Here is a 17,389-nt window from a genome sequence, read left to right as displayed (position 1 = left end):
AGGGAGGATTTCCTAACTTAGGGTCTATTCAGTCTTTTGCTGAAAAATTGTCTTTTAAACCTCTCTGAGCCTTAAATTATAAGGATGGTTATAATGATGTAAAACTTTTTCGTTGAAAATCAAGAAAGTTGTAATAAATTTAAAAAATAGAAAATAGGAGGCAAAGATAGATGTGGCAAAAAGGGAAAACGTTGTTGCTTTGGTTTTTTATTGGATTGTTGGTTTTATTAACTTACAACTTTTTTTACAATCAAACCTCGTTATACACCTCTAACAACATCAGTTATACCGAGTTTCTCGAAAAAGTAGAAAAGGGTGAAATAAAAGAGGTATTAATAGAGGGACAAAAGGTTTCAGCTAAGGTCTCGCCTTCTAAGGAAATAATTACTTATATCCCAGAGGATAAAGATTTAATCCCTATGTTAAAAGAAAAAGGGGTTAAAATTGTGGTTAAACCAGAGTCTCAACACAGTTGGTTTACCACTTTTCTGGTGTCTTGGCTTCCTTTCATTGTGCTAATTCTACTTTGGTTTTTGTTTATCAAACAGATGCAGCCTGGAAATAAACCCTTTAGTTTTGTAAAAAGCAGGGCCCGTCTAATAAAAGAGGGAGAAACCAAGGTAACTTTTAAAGATGTGGCTGGGATAGAGGAGGCTAAAGAAGAATTACAGGAGGTAGTAGAGTTCTTAAAAAATCCTCAAAAGTTTACCAAATTAGGGGCACGTATCCCCAAGGGTATTTTGTTGGTAGGGCCTCCAGGTACAGGTAAAACTCTTCTTGCTAAAGCAATAGCTGGAGAGGCAGGAGTTCCTTTTTTTAGTATAAGTGGATCAGATTTTGTAGAAATGTTTGTAGGTGTAGGAGCTGCGAGGGTAAGAGATTTATTTTCTCAAGCCAAAGCCCATGCACCTTGTATCATTTTTATAGACGAGATAGATGCCGTTGGTAGACAGAGGGGGGCAGGATTAGGTGGTGGACATGATGAAAGAGAACAAACTTTAAACCAGCTGCTTGTAGAGATGGATGGGTTTGATACAGCAGAAGGGATAGTTGTGCTTGCTGCTACTAACAGACCTGACATTTTAGATCCAGCTCTTTTAAGACCTGGTAGGTTTGATAGGCAAGTTTTTGTACCTCCCCCAGACGTAAACGGAAGGGAGGCTATCTTAAAACTTTATGCTCGGAAGTTTAAAGTATCTCCAAACTTAGATTTAAGGTCTATCGCTAAAGCGACCCCTGGGTTCACCGGAGCTAATTTAGAAAACATGCTTAACGAAGCAGCCCTTATCGCCGCTAAAAAAGGGAAAGAGCTTATCGAACAGGAAGATTTAGAAGAGGCTAAAGATAAAATTCTAATGGGTAAAGAAAGAAAAGGTTTTATGTTAAGTGAAGAAGAAAAAAAGATTATAGCCTATCATGAGGCAGGACATGCGTTGGTGGCTTATTACCTACCTGACCCTGACCCTGTGCATAAGATAAGCATTATCCCAAGGGGACAAGCTTTAGGAGTAACCCAACAACTGCCCTTAGATGATCGACACATCTATCCAGAAGACTATTTGCTTAAAAAAATAACCGTGCTGTTAGGAGGAAGGGTGAGTGAAGAAGTGGTTTTTAACTCTATAAGCACTGGAGCTCAAGATGATATCAAAAGGGCTACCCAAATCGCCAAAAAGATGGTTTGTGAATGGGGGATGAGTAAAAAATTAGGCCCTTTAGCCTTGGGAAAAGGAGAGGACCATATTTTTCTCGGAAAAGAACTTTTACAGATAAAGGATTATTCAGAGGAGACAGCAAAGATTATTGACGAGGAAATAAAAGATATAGTAAATCGTTGTTATCAAAGGGCTAAGGAGATTATTCTTACTTATACAGATAATCTTCATAAAGTTGCCTCAGTTTTATTAGAAGAAGAGACTATCGATGCTGAAAGGTTTAAAGTTATTTTAGAAACTCAAACTCAATAGGTTATGTTACCTCCTTTAAGGATAGGGTCTAAAATTTTTGATTGGAAAGCTTGTCCCTATTTTATGGGAGTTTTAAACGTAACTCCTGACTCTTTTTCAGACGGGGGAAGGTTTTTTGGTCTAAAGGAGGCGGTTTTAAGGGCTAAAGAATTGATAGAAGAAGGGGCAGACATCATAGACATAGGAGGGGAATCAACCAGACCTTTTTCTGAGCCTATAACTGAAGAAGAAGAGCTAAAAAGGGTTGTGCCTGTAGTTAAGGCAATCCGTGAAGAGTTACCAGACGTTGTAATCTCAGTAGACACTTATAAGAGTAGGGTAGCTGAAGAATCTTTAAAAGCGGGAGCTTCGATGATAAACGACATAAGTGCAGGTTGCTTTGATCAAAGAATGGTTGAGGTGGTAAAAGACTTTGATTGCCCATATGTAATTATGCATATCAAAGGAACTCCCAAAACTATGCAAGAAAACCCTCAGTATAAAGATGTAGTAAAAGAAGTAAAGGAATTTTTACAAAACCGTATAGAATTTTTGGTAAAAAAAGGAATTTCTGTAGAAAAAATCATCGTAGACCCTGGGTTAGGATTTGGCAAAAACTTTGAACATAACTTAGAAATTTTAAAAAGATTAGACGAATTTTATAGTTTGGAAAGGCCTATTCTTTTAGGGCACTCAAGAAAAAGTTTTATAGGAAAGGTCCTTAATAAGCTTAATCCTTTAGATAGAGAAGGGGGTACGGTTGGTTTTTCTGTTTGGTCTTCGTTAAGGGGAGTTCAATTTTTGAGAGTTCATCGAGTAGATCTTAATAAAGATGCTGTTATAATGTTTAAGTTTTTAGTGCAACAAATAGGAGGATAAAGGATTTGGATTTTGGTGTTTTAAGAATTACTGAAATATTTAATTCTATAACCTGGAAAGATATGGTAGACATCTTTGTGGTTAGTTTTTTGATTTATAGAATTCTTTTGCTTATCCAGGGTAGTAGAGCTCTTCAAATGGCTGCAGGTTTATCAGTGGTAGTTCTATTATATTTCGTTTCAGATGCCTTACAATTATTAACTCTGAACTGGATTTTAAACACCTTTATGTCTTCTATTTTGATTTTGATCATCATAGTTTTTCAGGAGGACATAAGGAAAGCTTTGGCCCAGATAGGGAAACATCCTTTTACTAAGTTCCAGACAGAATACTCTTATGGTATAGAAGAGGTAGTTAAAGCTGTTACCCAACTTGCTGAAAAAAAGATAGGGGCCTTGATAGTGTTTGAAAGAGAAATAAGTTTAAAAGACTTTCTGGAAGGAGCGGTGATGTTAGATTCGAAGATCAGCGAGGAGTTACTGGTAAGTATCTTTAATCCTAAAAGCCCCCTCCATGATGGGGCAGTGGTTATCAGTAAAGGAAAGATCGTAGCTGCAGGGGTGGTGTTACCACTTTCTACCAATCCTGACATAGCCAAAGACCTTGGAACCAGACACAGGGCAGCTATAGGAATTACAGAAATTACCGATGCTGTAGCCATAGTGGTTTCTGAAGAAAAAGGTTATATTTCTCTGGCAGTTAGCGGAAAAATTACCAGAGATGTAACCCCCGCAACCTTAAGAAAGATGTTGTCTCAACTTTTAGGTTTTGAGTCTAAAGCACCTTGGTGGACAAGGATTACCTATGAAATTCAAAAGGGAACATAGACTAAAAATTCTTTCTTTTTTGATGGCTGTTACTCTATGGTACTTTGTAGTGTGGGGAAGGTCTATAGAAAAGACGGTAGAAATTCCTGTTTTTTATAAACTACCTAATTCTAACTATATAGTAGAAATCACCCCTTCTACCGTGGTGTTGAAAATTCAGGCTATAAGAAGTCTATTAAGAAACGTTAACGAAAAAGACCTTAATTTAGAAATTGATTTGAAAAACTTAACTCCAGGTGTTCATCAGATAAGGGTGCCGATAGAAAAGATAAATCTGCCTTCCGGGATAAAAGTAAAAGAAATAAACCCTACGTTTCTAACTTTGATAATTAAAAAAATAGGTACTAAAAAAGTTCCTGTAAGGCCGGTTTTAAAAGAAGAAAGTTTTTATCATACTCGAGGGAAAATAAAGGTCTTTCCTAAATATGTACTAATCAAAGCTCCGATAGAGGTTCTGTTAAACCTTCAAGAGATTAATACCGAACCTATAGACCTTTTAAAACTAAGACTAACAGGATCCTTAGAAGTTGATCTAATGCCGCCTTTAGGTATTATTTCTATGAATGTAGAAAAAGTGAAGGTATACTATGAAGAAAAAAAGAGGTAAAAAACATGGGAGATAGAAAACTTTTCGGTACAGACGGAATAAGAGGAGAAGCCAATCTCTTCCCGATGCTTCCGGAAATAGCTTTGCAGGTAGGCAGAGCCATAGGATTTTTGTTTAAAAATCAAAATCATCATATTACCAAGGTGGTTATAGGTAAGGATACTAGGTTGTCAGGATATATTTTTGAGTCTTCCCTGGTTGCTGGTCTATGTTCTATGGGAGGCTATAGTTTGTTAGTAGGCCCTATCCCTACTCCAGGGATTGCCTTTTTAACCAAAGACCTAAGGGCAGATGCAGGTATCATGATTTCCGCTTCCCATAATCCTTACTACGATAACGGGATTAAAATCTTTGGTAAAGATGGTTTTAAACTTTCTGATGAGACAGAGGCTAAAATAGAAGAACTAATTTTTGATGAAGGGTTTAAAGAGGTAAGGGTTCACAAAGATGCCTTAGGAAGGGCTTTTAGGATAAAAGATGCCATAGGGAGGTATGTAGTACACCTAAAGTCTGTTGTACCCCTAAACCTTGATTTTGAAGGATTAAAAATAGTAATAGATTGTGCAAACGGAGCTTGTTATCAAGTAGGACCAAAGATCTTAGAAGAACTTGGAGCAGAAGTGATCCCAATAGGCTGCAGTCCTAACGGAACAAACATCAATGAAGATTGTGGAGCCCTCTATCCTGAAAATCTTCGAAAAAAAGTAGTAGAAACTCAGGCACATTTAGGGATAGCACTTGATGGAGACGGAGACCGGATTGTGGTGGTAGACGAAAAGGGGAATCTGTTAGATGGAGACGATCTTTTAGCCATTTTTGCCAAAGACCTTAAAGAAAAAGGACAACTTACCAACCAAACGGTGGTAGGCACAATCATGAGTAACCTTGGATTAGAACTCTTTTTTAAAGATCAAGGGATCACTTTTTTAAGAACTCCCGTAGGAGACAGATATGTAGTGATGAAAATGAAAGAAATAGACGCTCTTTTAGGAGGAGAAACTTCAGGTCATATCATCTTCTTAGATAAAGCTACCACAGGAGATGGACTTTTGACAGGTTTAAGGCTTATCTCTTTAATCAAGGAGAAACAAAAACCTCTTTCTGAATTGGCCAAACTTTTTGAAAAACTCCCACAAGTTATCAAAAACCTAAAAGTAAACAAAAAAGTACCTTTGGTTGAAATCGAAGGTATAGAAGAAAAAATTAGTCAGGCAGAAAAGAAATTAGGGAAAAAGGGAAGGGTAATCATAAGACCTTCTGGTACCGAGCCTAAGTACCGAATTATGGTAGAAGGAGAAAATCCAGAGTTGGTGGAGGAAGTTAGCGAAGATCTTAAAGCCTTTCTCCATAAAAAGTTGGGACAAGGATAGATGAGTTGGTGGAAAATCTTGTTTTTTCTAATCTTCCTTGGAATGTTATTTTTCTCAGGTCTTAAACTTAACGGCTATGATTTTGTTTATTCCAGAGGTTCTGTGCTGTGTCTTTCCTGTATGGGATTAGAAGAATGAAAAGAAGGGTGGTACAGTCTATTTCTTTTTTTCTGCATAATGGATACTTAGGTTTTCCTTTCACCAAAAACCTATATACAGGACCTTTAAAAGGACTGTGTGCCCCAGGATTAAACTGTTATTCTTGCCCTGCAAGCCTTTTTTCCTGTCCTTTAGGTGTTTTACAAAACCTGTTAAGTGCATTAAAGGTCTTAAATTGGCAGGTTTTGTTAGGTCCTTTTTTGTATGTATTAGGATTTTTCTTGATTTTTGGTTTAACTTTAGGAAGGTTTATCTGTGGATGGGTTTGTCCTTTCGGTTTGTTCCAGGACCTTATTTATAAAATTCCTTTCTTTAAGAGAAGACTCTCCCTTCCTAAAAAATCTCAAAGATACCTCAAACATTTGATGCTTATAGGATTGGTGTTTTTTATACCTCTTTTTTTGGGAGATGAAATAGGTTATGGAATTTTAGGATTTTGCAAGTATCTTTGTCCGGCAGGAACTTTAGAGGCAGGCTATCTAAATCTTATTCTTAGTCCAGAACTTTGGGATTATGTAGGGAAACTTTTTTATCTGAAAACCTTTCTTTTGTTGCTGTTTGTTTTTTTTGTTTTAATAGATTATAGATTTTTTTGCAAGAATGTATGCCCCCTTGGTTTGATATACGGACTGTTTAATAAAATTAGTTTTTTAAGACTAAACGTAAACCTTAACAGGTGCACCCATTGTAAGACTTGCGAAAAAATTTGCCCTGTTGGGCTTAATCCTTTAGAAGAAATGAATTCTGTTGAGTGCATTCGCTGTCTAAACTGTGTAAAAATTTGTCCGTATAAAGCAATATTTTTAGAAAAGGGAATCTATCAAAATGCTTTATCCCCCGGTTGTTTTAAATAAACAAGGGCTACAAACTTATCTGAAAAGGCATCTCTGGTTTACCCAAAAGGAGATTAAAGATTTTAAGAAAACATCTGAAAAAATCGCACCCGGAGATTTAGTAACCATTTTATCTGAGGAAAATCATTGTTTAGGAATAGGATATTTTAATCCACGATCTTTTTACTGCTTAAAGCTACTTTCAAGAGAAGAACAAAAGATAGATGAAAAATTTTTTTTAGAGGCCTTTACCAAAACACTAAACCTTAGGAAGTCTCTTTATCCAGGTGAAGGGTGTTTTCGTTTAGTGTTTTCTGAAGGTGATTTTATACCTGGGTTAGTGGTAGACCTTTTTGAAAAAGTAGTGGTGGTCCAAATTCATACCCTTGGGATGGAAAGACTTGTAGATTTTATAATCGAAGCTTTGAGGGTGTTGTTTACTCCTCAAGCTATCGTTTTAAAAAACGATCACACAAAAAGACAAGAAGAAGGTCTTCCTCTTTATACAAAGGTAGTCTATGGGGACGTAGAAGATCCGATTTTAGTCACCATCGACGGAATAAAGTTTTTGGTGCCTGTTATCACCGGACAAAAAACGGGATTTTTTTTAGACCAAAGAGAAAACCGTAGGGCTATAGCCAGGTTTTCTAAAGGATTGCAGGTTATAGATGGTTTTTGTTATTTAGGTGGTTTTGGGTTTTACTGTTTAAAGAGTGGTGCTGACAGAATTTTTTTAGTTGACCGTTCAGGCAGTGCCCTTGGATTAGCAGAAGAAATAGCTAAAGTTAACTACTGGAAGGACAAAGTTATAACTCTACAAGGGGACGTTTTTCACATATTAAAAAACCCTCCTAAAGTAGATATGGTAATCCTTGATCCTCCAGCCTTTATAAAGTCTCATAAACATGTTTTAGAAGGGGAAAAAAAATACGAAAACCTTTATTTTTTAGGCCTTAAAGCCCTGGAAAGAGGATTTTTCTTCGGATTTTCTTGTTCTCATTTTCTAAAGTTTGAAAGGCTTTTGAATTTTATTAAAACCTCTCTTAAAAGACTACAAACCGACGGAAAAATTATTTTTAAAGGGATTCAGGCAAAAGACCATCCAATCAATCCGTTTGTAGAAGAAACCTTTTATTTAAAAGGTATAGGGCTTTATATAGAAAAATAAAAAGGGGGGGATTATGAAAAAAGAGATTTTTCATGCGATTTGGATAGGAATTTTAGCAGGATGTTTTGGAGGCCTGGTTGGTTTAGGTGGTGGGGTGGTGATGATTCCCCTTATGGTAGGGGTGTTAAAGCTTTCTCAACATCAGGCTCATGGAACCAGCCTTTGGGCTTTGGTGTTTACAGGACTTGTAGGTGCTATTACTTACGGATTGCACGGAGCAGTTGATGTCTTAGCTTCAGTAATCATCGCTATTACTGCGATGATTACCGCAAGAAAAGGGGCTAAGTTTGCCCACAGTCTTCCTGAATGGAAACTAAAAAGGTCTTTTGGAGCTTTTTTAATCTTTGCCTCTCTTTTACTTTTGGCCAAACCTTACTTAGGAAGCCTCTACCATTTTTCTTTAGAAGGAACTTCAAAAATCATAGCTTTGTTGCTCACCGGAGTATTTGCTGGTTTTATCGCAGGAATGATGGGAGTAGGGGGAGGAACAATAATGGTTCCTGCTTTGGTTTTAGGGTTAAACTATGGACAACACCTTGCTCAAGGAACATCACTTTTATGCATGGTTCCTGCTGGATTGGTAGGAGCTTATACGCACCTAAAACTGGGTAACGTGGTAAAAACAATTTTGCCTGGATTGGTAATAGGGATTATTACAGGCACTTTTATAGGAGGAAACATAGCCAATATTCTACCTGAATTTTACTTGAGGATCTTTTTTGCTATCATAGTAATCTGGACAGGAATTAGGTTCTTGAAAACCCCTAAACCTAAGGGTTAATCTTGTTTTAAACTTCTATCTGGGATGTTTTCTGCAAAGTCCTCTTTAAAAAGAGGAACTTTGGTTAACAAGGGCTTAACTTTTTCTAAATCAACCTCTTCTTTTTTTATAAGAATTCCCTCAAACACTACACCTTGCGGTTCTTCTGGTTGAAAGAAAAAAAGATAAGCGTTTGTTTCCAGTTCAGGCTTTAAAAAAAGTATAAATTCTTGTACAAAAATATCTCGATTTATCAGGTTATTATAGATCACTTCTTTATCTTTTGTATGTTTTTCTAATAAAACCCATGGTTCTATATAATTTCTTTTTATTGAACCTAAAAATCTATAGTTTTTTATTCTGTAGCAGGTACGTTTAAACTTATCTTTTTTAACCACCTCAGAACCTATGAGATATATCTCTTTAAAAAACAGAGATTTTTGAGATGGTTTTAAGTAAGAAAAGTTGAGATGGGATACCAGGTCAAAAATTTTAAGTTTTAAAACCTTTTTACGGCTAAATTCTTCTATGACCATCGGTCTTTCTGCCAAAAGCTGCCAACATTTTTCCTTTAAAAGGTCGGCTAAAAAAGTGAGTTTACGGTTTTGAGTTTCCAGTTCTTGAAGCCTTGAAAACATGGTCTTACGAGAAAGCCTTTGGATATACTTGTTTTTATACTCTTTAAAAAGTTTTTCGTTTTTATCTAAATTTAAGGATTCATAAGCTAAGTTTAGTTCTAATGCCTTTTTAGGGTCTCCTCCTTTGTCCGGATGATAGTAAAGTTGAAGGACTCTATAAATAGCCTTGATAAGTTTAGAAAGGGTTTGGTCGTCCAATTCTTTTACTAATTTAGGGGTTAAACCAAAAAGCTCAAAGGGATTGGTTTTTGAGTTTTTAGACCTCATGGCTTAGAAATCTTTGTATTAAATCTAAAATTTTTTCTCTGTTTGGTTTCAATAAGTTTTCAGGTCTCTGAAAACTCGTTCTACCAATCTCATCGGTAATCAAAAGTATAGCCTGGGTTTTAACGTTAAAATACTTACCCAAAGCATACACCGCAGAGGTTTCCATGTCTAAAGCATAAGCCTTGGTTGACCATTTGTTTAAAAATTGTGTATTTTTTTCAAAAATAAAAGGGGCGTCTGTAGAAATTATAGGACCCGAAGATGGTAGTAATCCTATTTGCATAAGATTTTCTTTAATCTTGGTAAAAAATTCAAATTCTGGGGTAAAGACTTTTCGTTTTTCCCAGTAAAGCCTTGAAGTTCCTTCTAAAGAATAAGCCTTGTTTGGGAGAAAAACCTCTCCTAATTTAAGCTTTTCCCCTAACTTAGCTGCCCAACCTACGGTTAACAATTCTTTTATCTCCCAGTTTTGAAAAATCTCAAAAAGTAGTCCGATCATCGGAGCCCCTAAAATCGGACCACAAATAAAACCCTGTGCGTCATATTTTATGATAAGGTTTAACCAGGAAAAATGGTTTCTTAGGCTGATTTTTTCTTTTGCGAGCTTCCATTCAGGCAGCGTAAAAAAAAGAACCCCTCGATCCCCGGTCTTTAGGTTTATCTTAGGTAAGAACATAGCCTATCTATCCGGTATTTAATTATTAATTCGTGAAAATCAGGATTTTGAAAAGGTGAGCACGAGAAATAAAAAAGATGAGAAGGATATCTACAATCAGTTGACCCAAAACCAAACACCAAACCTTCAGACAGTTTACCAACGTCAGAAGCTAAAGCACATTCTATTTTTGCAGAGGACCTTATAGGAATAGATAAGATACTGTGAGCATAGGTTAGTAGATAGTCTATGTGCCAATGAAGCTTTTTGTTTTTTCTTAAGTGTCTTTTTATTCTGGCCTCAAGGCCTTGCATCGCAGACCCTACGTAGATGTAAAAACCTGGTTTTATAGAAAAAGTTCTTTGATTTATTAAAAGATTTACAGGCTGGGCTATTTTAAAAACCAAAAGATAAGCTCCCTGGTCTTTTAGCTCTTGTTCTAAAAGGTCAAAGGGAATATCTACTAAGCTTATACGTGTTACTTCGGTAAAAGTAGGATCCCAGGTTAAAGCTATAGCCCTTAAATTTATCTCTTCTTTTACTCTTAAAAACCAAAAAGAAAAATTAAAATCTATATGATAGGCAGGAAGAAAATATTTTACTTCGGGGTTCATGACGACAAAAAGCATCTCTGCTTGATATCCCTTTTTAGAAAGCTCAAGTAGTTCCACAAGGTGTCGTTGTCCTCTTTTAGTTTCTGCATCAGGAAACATGGCCATTTTCTCTCCAAAAAGAGTACACGTTTTAATTTCAAGCAAAATTTTTTCCTGAGAATACAGATTGTTTAGTAACAAATCGAAACGGCCTTTAGCAGACATAAGTTCTTTTTTCTCAACCTGAAAACCTTTATAAATAGGAATCTTTTCTTCTTCAATAAGGGTTGAAACGATGTAGTTGGTCAGATGGGTATGAAGAAGGACATAGTTTTCTCTTTTTTTGCAGAATAAAACTGTGTAAGGAAGTTTATTATTTTTAGGATTAGGGAATACTAAAAGCTCAGTACCTTCCAAAAGCAGCTCCCAAAGTCTACCTGGATTAGGTAGATAGGCAAAATCATAGGTACTGCGACTTAATCCATCTTTTATTTTTATTTTGACCACAAACCGGTTGATTCTTTCGATAAAGATAGCAGGAACTTTAGGAAAAAGGAAAGGATATTTCATTTTTGGTGTTATTTTTTAGTTTTTCTATAAGAAGAAAGATGGCTACCCCAAAGGCTATGGCTACGTTTAACGATTCCTTTTCTCCGTAAAGTGGAATTTCTAAAACCATATCAGCCTCTTCAAGAACCCTTTCGTCCACTCCGGTAACTTCGTTTCCGATAACCAACGCTAACGGAAAGTCAGATGTTTTAACGTTTTGAATAGGGATACTGCTTTTTGTAATTTCTAAGGCTGCGATCTTGTACCCTAAATTTTTAAGGTGTTTTACTGCCTGATAAGTCTCGCTAAAATATTCCCAGGGAACGGTTTGGGTAGTACCTAAGGCGGTTTTTTCTATCTTGGGATTGGGAGGGTAGGCGGTGATACCACATAAGACCAGTTTAGAAAGGTAGGCACATTCTGCTGTTCTAAACATAGACCCTACGTTATAGGCGCTTCTTATGTTGTCAAGTACAGCTATAAGAGGTAATCTTCCGCTATCATCTCTATTTTTCCGCCATTTTTTGAGAATTTCTTCGCCTTCTAACTTTTTCATAATCTCCGTTAATTTTAATTTAATCTTAAGAAACTGCAAATAAAAATATTATAGATCATAGGACTTCTTGAGATAAAGACGAGGTAGTTAGGTTGAAGTTTTTAGGTTTTATGATATCCTCATAAATTAAAATCACAGAGTAGGGGGCTACTTATGAAAGAGTATACAGTAGCAGTAGTTGGGGCCACTGGGGCTGTAGGAAGAATGATGATAACTGTTTTAGAAGAAAGAAACTTTCCTGTAAAAAACATAAGATTTTTTGCTTCATCTAAGTCTAAAGGAATAAAACTTCCTTTTAAGGGAGAAGAGATACCTGTTGAAGTTTTAGAGGAAACCAAAAGTTTTAAAGGGATTGACATTGCCCTTTTTTCAGCAGGCGGACAAAGAAGTTTAGATTATGCTCCCCTTTTTGCAAGAGATGGTGCGGTAGTCATAGATAATTCAAGTGCCTGGAGGATGGACCCTGAAGTACCTTTAGTAGTTCCAGAGGTAAACCCTCATGCAGTAGCCCAATACAAAAACAAAGGTATCATCGCAAACCCCAACTGTTCCACCATTCAGATGGTGGTAGCCTTAAAACCCTTACATGATTATGCAAAAATTAAAAGAATAGTAGTAAGCACCTATCAATCAGTTTCAGGTGCAGGGCAAAAGGCTATAGCTGAACTTGAAGCTCAGGTTAAGGCCTGGTGTATGGGAGAACCTATGCCAGAGCCTAAATCTCTTCCTCAGTTTATTGCTTTCAACTGTATACCCCAAATAGATGTTTTCCTTCCTAACCGGTATACTAAGGAAGAGATGAAGATGGTAGAGGAGACCAAAAAAATCATGGAAGACGATAGCATAAGGGTTACCTCCACCACGGTAAGAGTGCCTGTATTTTACGGACATGCAGAAGCAGTAAACATAGAAACAGAAAAAAAACTTACCGTAGAAAAGGCTATAGAACTTTTAGAAAAAGCTCCTGGAGTGGTGGTTTTTGATAACCCAGAAAAAAAGGTTTATCCACTTCAGATAGAGGTTGCAGGAAGAGACGAGGTTTTTGTAGGAAGGATCAGAGAAGACTTTTCTATAGAAAATGGTTTAAACTTATGGATAGTAGCAGACAACTTAAGAAAGGGTGCAGCCACCAACGCGGTTCAGATTGCAGAGGTACTGATAAGAGATTATCTTTAAGTAATGAAAATTTTTGTTGAACAGGAAGCTCTTTCCTCTTCTTTAACCCAAGAAATAATAGAAAAGTATCCTTATGAGGTTATTCCTGCTTATGAGGATTTTCGATGGAAGGAACAAGCCTCCCAGGCAGAGCTTGTCTCTTTAGGTAAAAAATTCCTTTTTTTGATGAAATTTAAAGGTAGGTTCTTCAGAGATTGTCCTGGAACTAAAAATTATTTCTGTTGTGGTTATAAAATTTTTCATTTTGCTGAGGGTTGTTTGTTTGACTGCACCTATTGTATCCTTCAGCTCTATTTAAACCGCCCTGGCATAAAACTTTGGGCTAATGTTGTCGAGGATGGGTTTCCAGAATTAGAAAGAGTTCTTAACGAAGCAAAAAAAGAAAAAAAGATACTAAGGATTGGAACAGGAGAATTTGCTGATAGCATGGTTTTGGAACCTTTTGTGGGTGTTTCTGAAAAATTAATCAACTTTTGGGAAGTTTTAAGCCCTTTGGCTGTACTTGAATTAAAAACCAAGGCTTTTATTAAAGAAGATTATTTTAAAAAATTTAAACCTAACCCTAAGATTATCTTTGCCTGGTCCTTAAATGCTCCATTTATCATAAACACCGAGGAAAACGGAACTTCTTCGTTGGAACAAAGAATCGAGAGTGCAAAATATGCGGTAAACCATGGGTTTACAGTAGCCTTCCATTTTGACCCAATCATTTTTTACGAAAACGCTGAGGTTGAATATCCTCAAGTTTTAGAAAAGGTTTTAAACGCAATACCATGGGAAAAGATTGCCTGGATAAGTTTAGGAGCCTTAAGATACCCTAAGGAGCTAAAATACATCGCAGAAGAAAGATTCCCTCAAACCTCAATCTATGCCTATGAGTTTATCGAAGGTCTCGATTTAAAAAAGAGATATTTTATAGACCTCAGAAAAAAACTTTATCAAAGTTTAGCTAAAATTATAAAAGAAGTGGAAGATAAAATAACCTTTTATTTTTGCATGGAAGGCGAAAGGGTTTGGGAAGAAGTTTTAGAGAAACCTTTTAAAAGTTCTAACCAAGTTTGTCAGCTCCTTGACCAAGTGGCTTATAGACTGTGTTTGTCATAAAACAGTTTTTTTTATACATATTTTTGAGTTTTTTCCTTTTTGGTTGTATTAACCAACCTAAAATCAAACGATGTACAGATTGTCATAATCAAGTATCTTTTGATAACCCTCATAAGCAAATAGATTGTACCAAATGTCATCAAGGTAACAGTAAGACTTTTTCTAAAGAAGAGGCTCATCAAAATCTTTTAAAACATCCAAATTCTTGGCTAATTTATCAGGTTTGCTTAGAGTGTCATAAACTTGAGGTAGACCGGTTTAAAAATTCTTTCCATTACACCTACAGAAAAATGATATCAAACACCCTAAAGGCCTTTGGGATATCTAAAAACCTTAATTTACAAGAACTTAAAACCTTTAATTATGAAAAACCTTTTGATAAAACCTCGTTGGTTGTAGATTTTTTACGTAGAAGATGTTTGCTCTGTCATGTTGATTATGAAGGAGAAGACTATAAAAACACCCGAAGAGGTAAAGGTTGTTTAGCCTGTCATTTCAACCTATCAAATCACTCCATTGTTAAACCTACCATAAACAACTGCCTATCCTGTCATTATAGCAGTTACATAGGTTGGGATTACTTAGGATATTCCCCTCATAATTGGTATGAAGACTATCGTTCACCTTTTGTTGAAGGAAAACCACCTGAAAGGCCTTACGGAATTGAAGCCTATCAACTTGTAGAAAGTATACACCATAAAAATGGATTAGTGTGTACAGACTGTCATAAAAAAGAAGAAGTGATGTTTGGTCGTAATAAAATAAAATGTTTAGATTGTCATCAAAATCTCAGTAAAAAAACGCATAACCAAAAAACCCTTTCAAAATACCGATGTGAGGTCTGTCATGCAAACTTTGTCAATCTTGATGGCAAGCTTTCTTGTAGTCTTGAGTTTAATCCCTCTTTAGACGATTGGTATGATTTAACCGTTCAAGAATCTTCTGAGGTTGAAAGTTTTTTTGATTTATTAAACAAATCTCCCAAATTAGCCAAACCTCTTATGAAAGATAAACTTACCGGCAAATTAGAAGAAGGATTATGGTTGTGTGGTTTAGGAGAGAGAACTTTTGAAAAACTGGTTTTAGGAAAGGATTTATATGGTAAAATATGTGTCTTAAGAAAAAAGAAAATAACCATCTATGATGAAAGTTTAGAGTTGGAAGGTAGTTTAGAAAAATGTATATCTCCCCACTCCATAGGGAAAGGTAACCTTTTTAACTCAGGAGGTTTATGATGCGACATGAAGGAAGAAATTTTGACCAACTTAGAGAGATAAGGTTTACGATAGACTTTTTAAAAAATCCGTTAAGTTCTGTTTTGGTTGAGTTTGGCAACACTAAGGTACTTTGTACGGTAAGTTTAGACGAAAAGGTCCCCCCTTTTCTTAAGGGTACAGGAACAGGTTGGATTACCGCAGAGTATGCCTTTATTCCTGGAGCTACGTTAGAAAGAACTCCCAGAGAAACGATGGGACGAAAAGGTAGGTCTATGGAAATACAACGACTTATAGGTAGGGTTTTAAGAGGGGTGATAGACCTATCAAAATTAGGAGAAAGAACCCTCTGGATAGACTGCGAAGTTTTAAACGCAGACGGTGGAACAAGGACTGCCTCTGTTACAGGGGCTTTTTTAGCCTTAACCTTAGCAGTGAAAAAACTTGTTGAAAAAGGAGTTCTCTTTACCTTTCCGGTTTTAGAATTCTTAGCAGGGGTTAGTGTAGGTAAGATAGGAGAAAACTTTTTTTTAGATCTTGATTACCAGGAAGACATAATTGCTGAGGTGGACGCTAACTTTTTTATGACTGAGTCTGGGAAAATTGTAGAAATTCAGGCAAGCGCTGAAAAAAGTCTGTTTACCTGGGAAGACTTAGAACAGATGAAAAACCTTGCTTTTAAGGGTATTAAAGAACTGATTAACAAACAAAAAGAGGTATTAGGAGTATGAGCCAAAAACTAACCTTAGTTATAGCTACTTCTAATTTAGGTAAAATTAGAGAAATAGCAAAGGCCCTTGAAGATTTAAAGTCTGAAATAAACTTAGAAGTAAAAAGTCTCAAGGATTTTTCAGAAATTATCCCTCCTGAAGAAACAGGAAAAACTTTTTTAGAAAATGCTTTGATTAAAGCTAAGTATTATGCTGAAAAAACCGGATGTTTATGTCTTGCAGACGATTCTGGACTTGAGGTAGATGCCTTAAACGGTGCACCTGGGGTGTATTCTTCTCGCTACGCCGGAGAAGATGCAAATGATGAAAAGAACAACCAAAAGCTTCTTAAAGAGTTAGCTGATGTGCCTTTGGAAAAGAGAACTGCAAGGTTTAAGTGTGTTATGGTGCTTTATCATCCCTGTGGAAAATATCTGGTTTCAGAAGGAGTATGGGAAGGCAGAATAGGGTTTGAACCTAAAGGTTCTTATGGTTTTGGATATGACCCTCTTTTTTTAGTACCTGAATACCAATTTCAAAAAACCGCATCAGAACTTCTTTTAGAAGAAAAAAACCGTTTAAGCCACAGAGGTAAGGCTATCCAAAACTTAAAAAAACGAATTTTATCATTCCTAAAAGACCTTGAACGATGTCAAAAGAACTAATCTTAGAACTTGTCAATCATCTAAAAACCGATTTTGTTTTTCCTGAAAATCTTCTTAATATCGATCTGTTGGCTACATTTTCTAAGAAACTTTATAAAAATTTTAACTTTAATTCTTTAAAACAAGTCAGTAATTATCGTTGGTTTTTTCCAAAACAGGTCCATAGCGACCTTTTTATAACCCTTTGGAATGGCTCTTCGGTTCCAGAGATTTTTTCTTTAGAAGGTGACGGAGTGCTTACAGACCAAGAAAGGCTTTTTGTTGGGGTTAAGACAGCAGATTGTGTGCCGGTGCTTTTAGCAACCAAAGATCGTAAGATAATAGGTGCTGTTCATGCTGGATGGAAAGGCACTGTGTCTAAAATCTTAGAAAAAACCCTTAGAAGGGTACTTTCTTTAGGGTATAAACCTGAAGAAATTTTTTTGGCCATAGGCCCACATATCAAAGTCTGTTGCTACGAAATCAAAGATGAAGTTTTAAGTGCTTTAAGGATAAAATTTCCTTTTTATGAAGAGGTTATTAAACATCATCAAGGTAAAGTCTATTTAGATTTAGAAAAAGCCAATCTTTATCAAGCTTTATGTTTGGGGATTCCTGAGGAGAATGTGTGGGTGTCAAAGGATTGTACAAGGTGTTTGCATGAGGTTTACTGGTCCCATCGTTATCACGGGAAGGACCGAGGAGTACAAATAGCTTTTATAGGGAAGCCTTAA

General features: G+C 36.2%; 19 protein-coding genes. 15 read left to right on the top strand and 4 right to left on the bottom strand.

Going from position 1 to position 17,389, the window contains the following annotated elements; translation table 11 throughout:
• Nucleotides 1-170: 170 nt before the first annotated feature.
• Genes ftsH through G580_RS0101705 form a run of 9 tightly spaced genes read left to right on the top strand, consistent with a single transcriptional unit; the run spans nucleotide 171 to nucleotide 8,570 of the window.
• Nucleotides 171-1,967, top strand: coding sequence for an ATP-dependent zinc metalloprotease FtsH (gene ftsH / locus G580_RS09575; RefSeq protein WP_038041290.1), 1,797 nt, complete (start codon nucleotides 171-173; stop codon nucleotides 1,965-1,967).
• 3 nt (nucleotides 1,968-1,970) lie between these two features.
• Nucleotides 1,971-2,825 (top strand): dihydropteroate synthase, encoded by an 855-nt coding sequence (gene folP / locus G580_RS0101735; protein WP_051172976.1) that lies wholly within the window; start codon nucleotides 1,971-1,973, stop codon nucleotides 2,823-2,825.
• Nucleotides 2,826-2,830: 5 nt separating this feature from the next.
• Nucleotides 2,831-3,652: a diadenylate cyclase CdaA gene (gene cdaA, locus G580_RS0101730; RefSeq protein ID WP_245542824.1), complete on the top strand. Its 822-nt coding sequence runs from the start codon at nucleotides 2,831-2,833 to the stop codon at nucleotides 3,650-3,652.
• Nucleotides 3,630-4,259, top strand: a complete 630-nt coding sequence (locus tag G580_RS0101725) for a CdaR family protein (protein ID WP_028840771.1) — start codon at nucleotides 3,630-3,632, stop codon at nucleotides 4,257-4,259. Before cdaA ends, G580_RS0101725 begins: the two co-directional genes overlap by 23 nt.
• A 5-nt stretch (nucleotides 4,260-4,264) precedes the next feature.
• Nucleotides 4,265-5,629, top strand: coding sequence for a phosphoglucosamine mutase (glmM, locus tag G580_RS0101720; RefSeq protein ID WP_028840770.1), 1,365 nt, complete (start codon nucleotides 4,265-4,267; stop codon nucleotides 5,627-5,629).
• The gene (locus tag G580_RS11390; protein ID WP_156874760.1) at nucleotides 5,630-5,767 is read left to right on the top strand and encodes a hypothetical protein; all 138 of its coding nucleotides are present in this window, start codon (nucleotides 5,630-5,632) and stop codon (nucleotides 5,765-5,767) included.
• Entirely contained in the window at nucleotides 5,764-6,642 is an 879-nt protein-coding gene (locus tag G580_RS09570) for a 4Fe-4S binding protein (protein WP_038041287.1), read from the top strand. Before G580_RS11390 ends, G580_RS09570 begins: the two co-directional genes overlap by 4 nt.
• Nucleotides 6,614-7,789, top strand: coding sequence for a class I SAM-dependent rRNA methyltransferase (locus tag G580_RS0101710; protein ID WP_028840769.1), 1,176 nt, complete (start codon nucleotides 6,614-6,616; stop codon nucleotides 7,787-7,789). The genes G580_RS09570 and G580_RS0101710 overlap by 29 nt, the downstream gene beginning before the upstream one ends.
• 13 nt (nucleotides 7,790-7,802) lie before the next feature.
• A complete protein-coding gene (locus tag G580_RS0101705) occupies nucleotides 7,803-8,570 on the top strand; it encodes a sulfite exporter TauE/SafE family protein (protein WP_028840768.1) in 768 nt (255 codons plus the stop codon).
• Here the strand turns inward: G580_RS0101705 and G580_RS0101700 are convergent.
• Genes G580_RS0101700 through G580_RS09565 form a run of 4 tightly spaced genes read right to left on the bottom strand, consistent with a single transcriptional unit; the run spans nucleotide 8,567 to nucleotide 11,807 of the window.
• On the bottom strand, nucleotides 8,567-9,454 hold the full coding sequence (locus G580_RS0101700) for a J domain-containing protein (RefSeq protein WP_028840767.1): 888 nt from the start codon (nucleotides 9,452-9,454) through the stop codon (nucleotides 8,567-8,569). The two genes, G580_RS0101705 and G580_RS0101700, sit on opposite strands and share 4 nt — an antisense overlap.
• The gene (locus G580_RS0101695; protein ID WP_028840766.1) at nucleotides 9,444-10,130 is read right to left on the bottom strand and encodes a phosphorylase family protein; all 687 of its coding nucleotides are present in this window, start codon (nucleotides 10,128-10,130) and stop codon (nucleotides 9,444-9,446) included. The genes G580_RS0101700 and G580_RS0101695 overlap by 11 nt, the downstream gene beginning before the upstream one ends.
• A complete protein-coding gene (gene sfsA / locus G580_RS0101690; protein ID WP_028840765.1) occupies nucleotides 10,112-11,272 on the bottom strand; it encodes a DNA/RNA nuclease SfsA in 1,161 nt (386 codons plus the stop codon). Before sfsA ends, G580_RS0101695 begins: the two co-directional genes overlap by 19 nt.
• The gene (locus G580_RS09565; protein WP_038041285.1) at nucleotides 11,247-11,807 is read right to left on the bottom strand and encodes an RNA methyltransferase; all 561 of its coding nucleotides are present in this window, start codon (nucleotides 11,805-11,807) and stop codon (nucleotides 11,247-11,249) included. Before G580_RS09565 ends, sfsA begins: the two co-directional genes overlap by 26 nt.
• 153 nt (nucleotides 11,808-11,960) lie before the next feature.
• On the opposite strand from G580_RS09565, the gene G580_RS0101680 reads away from it, so the two are divergent.
• From G580_RS0101680 to pgeF, 6 genes are read left to right on the top strand one after another with little or no spacing between them, the layout of a single operon-like run.
• Entirely contained in the window at nucleotides 11,961-12,983 is a 1,023-nt protein-coding gene (locus G580_RS0101680; RefSeq protein WP_028840764.1) for an aspartate-semialdehyde dehydrogenase, read from the top strand.
• Between the two features lie 3 nt (nucleotides 12,984-12,986).
• Nucleotides 12,987-14,087: an SPL family radical SAM protein gene (locus G580_RS09560; protein WP_051172975.1), complete on the top strand. Its 1,101-nt coding sequence runs from the start codon at nucleotides 12,987-12,989 to the stop codon at nucleotides 14,085-14,087.
• Nucleotides 14,075-15,322, top strand: coding sequence for a hypothetical protein (locus tag G580_RS0101670; protein ID WP_028840763.1), 1,248 nt, complete (start codon nucleotides 14,075-14,077; stop codon nucleotides 15,320-15,322). Before G580_RS09560 ends, G580_RS0101670 begins: the two co-directional genes overlap by 13 nt.
• Nucleotides 15,322-16,032, top strand: a complete 711-nt coding sequence (rph, locus tag G580_RS0101665; RefSeq protein WP_028840762.1) for a ribonuclease PH — start codon at nucleotides 15,322-15,324, stop codon at nucleotides 16,030-16,032. Before G580_RS0101670 ends, rph begins: the two co-directional genes overlap by 1 nt.
• Nucleotides 16,029-16,676 (top strand): XTP/dITP diphosphatase, encoded by a 648-nt coding sequence (locus G580_RS0101660; protein WP_028840761.1) that lies wholly within the window; start codon nucleotides 16,029-16,031, stop codon nucleotides 16,674-16,676. Before rph ends, G580_RS0101660 begins: the two co-directional genes overlap by 4 nt.
• Nucleotides 16,661-17,389, top strand: coding sequence for a peptidoglycan editing factor PgeF (pgeF, locus tag G580_RS10895; protein ID WP_051172974.1), 729 nt, complete (start codon nucleotides 16,661-16,663; stop codon nucleotides 17,387-17,389). Before G580_RS0101660 ends, pgeF begins: the two co-directional genes overlap by 16 nt.

The sequence above is a fragment of the Thermodesulfobacterium hveragerdense DSM 12571 genome (assembly GCF_000423845.1).
GTDB classification, from domain to species: Bacteria; Desulfobacterota; Thermodesulfobacteria; order Thermodesulfobacteriales; family Thermodesulfobacteriaceae; genus Thermodesulfobacterium; species Thermodesulfobacterium hveragerdense.
The sequence above is the reverse complement of the archived record's forward strand: the minus strand, read 5'-3'. Positions and strand labels throughout refer to the sequence as shown.

What these genes read in the sequence shown, in the direction of transcription:
- G580_RS0101700 (WP_028840767.1), bottom strand. Translation starts at nt 9,454, where the DNA reads ATGAGGTCTAAAAACTCAAAAACCAATCCCTTTGAGCTTTTTGGTTTA.
- G580_RS11390 (WP_156874760.1), top strand. Translation starts at nt 5,630, where the DNA reads ATGAGTTGGTGGAAAATCTTGTTTTTTCTAATCTTCCTTGGAATGTTA.
- G580_RS0101705 (WP_028840768.1), top strand. Translation starts at nt 7,803, where the DNA reads ATGAAAAAAGAGATTTTTCATGCGATTTGGATAGGAATTTTAGCAGGA.
- sfsA (WP_028840765.1), bottom strand. Translation starts at nt 11,272, where the DNA reads ATGAAATATCCTTTCCTTTTTCCTAAAGTTCCTGCTATCTTTATCGAA.
- G580_RS0101660 (WP_028840761.1), top strand. Translation starts at nt 16,029, where the DNA reads ATGAGCCAAAAACTAACCTTAGTTATAGCTACTTCTAATTTAGGTAAA.
- glmM (WP_028840770.1), top strand. Translation starts at nt 4,265, where the DNA reads ATGGGAGATAGAAAACTTTTCGGTACAGACGGAATAAGAGGAGAAGCC.
- rph (WP_028840762.1), top strand. Translation starts at nt 15,322, where the DNA reads ATGCGACATGAAGGAAGAAATTTTGACCAACTTAGAGAGATAAGGTTT.
- G580_RS0101725 (WP_028840771.1), top strand. Translation starts at nt 3,630, where the DNA reads ATGAAATTCAAAAGGGAACATAGACTAAAAATTCTTTCTTTTTTGATG.
- pgeF (WP_051172974.1), top strand. Translation starts at nt 16,661, where the DNA reads ATGTCAAAAGAACTAATCTTAGAACTTGTCAATCATCTAAAAACCGAT.
- G580_RS09570 (WP_038041287.1), top strand. Translation starts at nt 5,764, where the DNA reads ATGAAAAGAAGGGTGGTACAGTCTATTTCTTTTTTTCTGCATAATGGA.
- G580_RS09565 (WP_038041285.1), bottom strand. Translation starts at nt 11,807, where the DNA reads ATGAAAAAGTTAGAAGGCGAAGAAATTCTCAAAAAATGGCGGAAAAAT.
- G580_RS0101710 (WP_028840769.1), top strand. Translation starts at nt 6,614, where the DNA reads ATGCTTTATCCCCCGGTTGTTTTAAATAAACAAGGGCTACAAACTTAT.
- folP (WP_051172976.1), top strand. Translation starts at nt 1,971, where the DNA reads ATGTTACCTCCTTTAAGGATAGGGTCTAAAATTTTTGATTGGAAAGCT.
- ftsH (WP_038041290.1), top strand. Translation starts at nt 171, where the DNA reads ATGTGGCAAAAAGGGAAAACGTTGTTGCTTTGGTTTTTTATTGGATTG.
- G580_RS09560 (WP_051172975.1), top strand. Translation starts at nt 12,987, where the DNA reads ATGAAAATTTTTGTTGAACAGGAAGCTCTTTCCTCTTCTTTAACCCAA.
- G580_RS0101695 (WP_028840766.1), bottom strand. Translation starts at nt 10,130, where the DNA reads ATGTTCTTACCTAAGATAAACCTAAAGACCGGGGATCGAGGGGTTCTT.
- G580_RS0101680 (WP_028840764.1), top strand. Translation starts at nt 11,961, where the DNA reads ATGAAAGAGTATACAGTAGCAGTAGTTGGGGCCACTGGGGCTGTAGGA.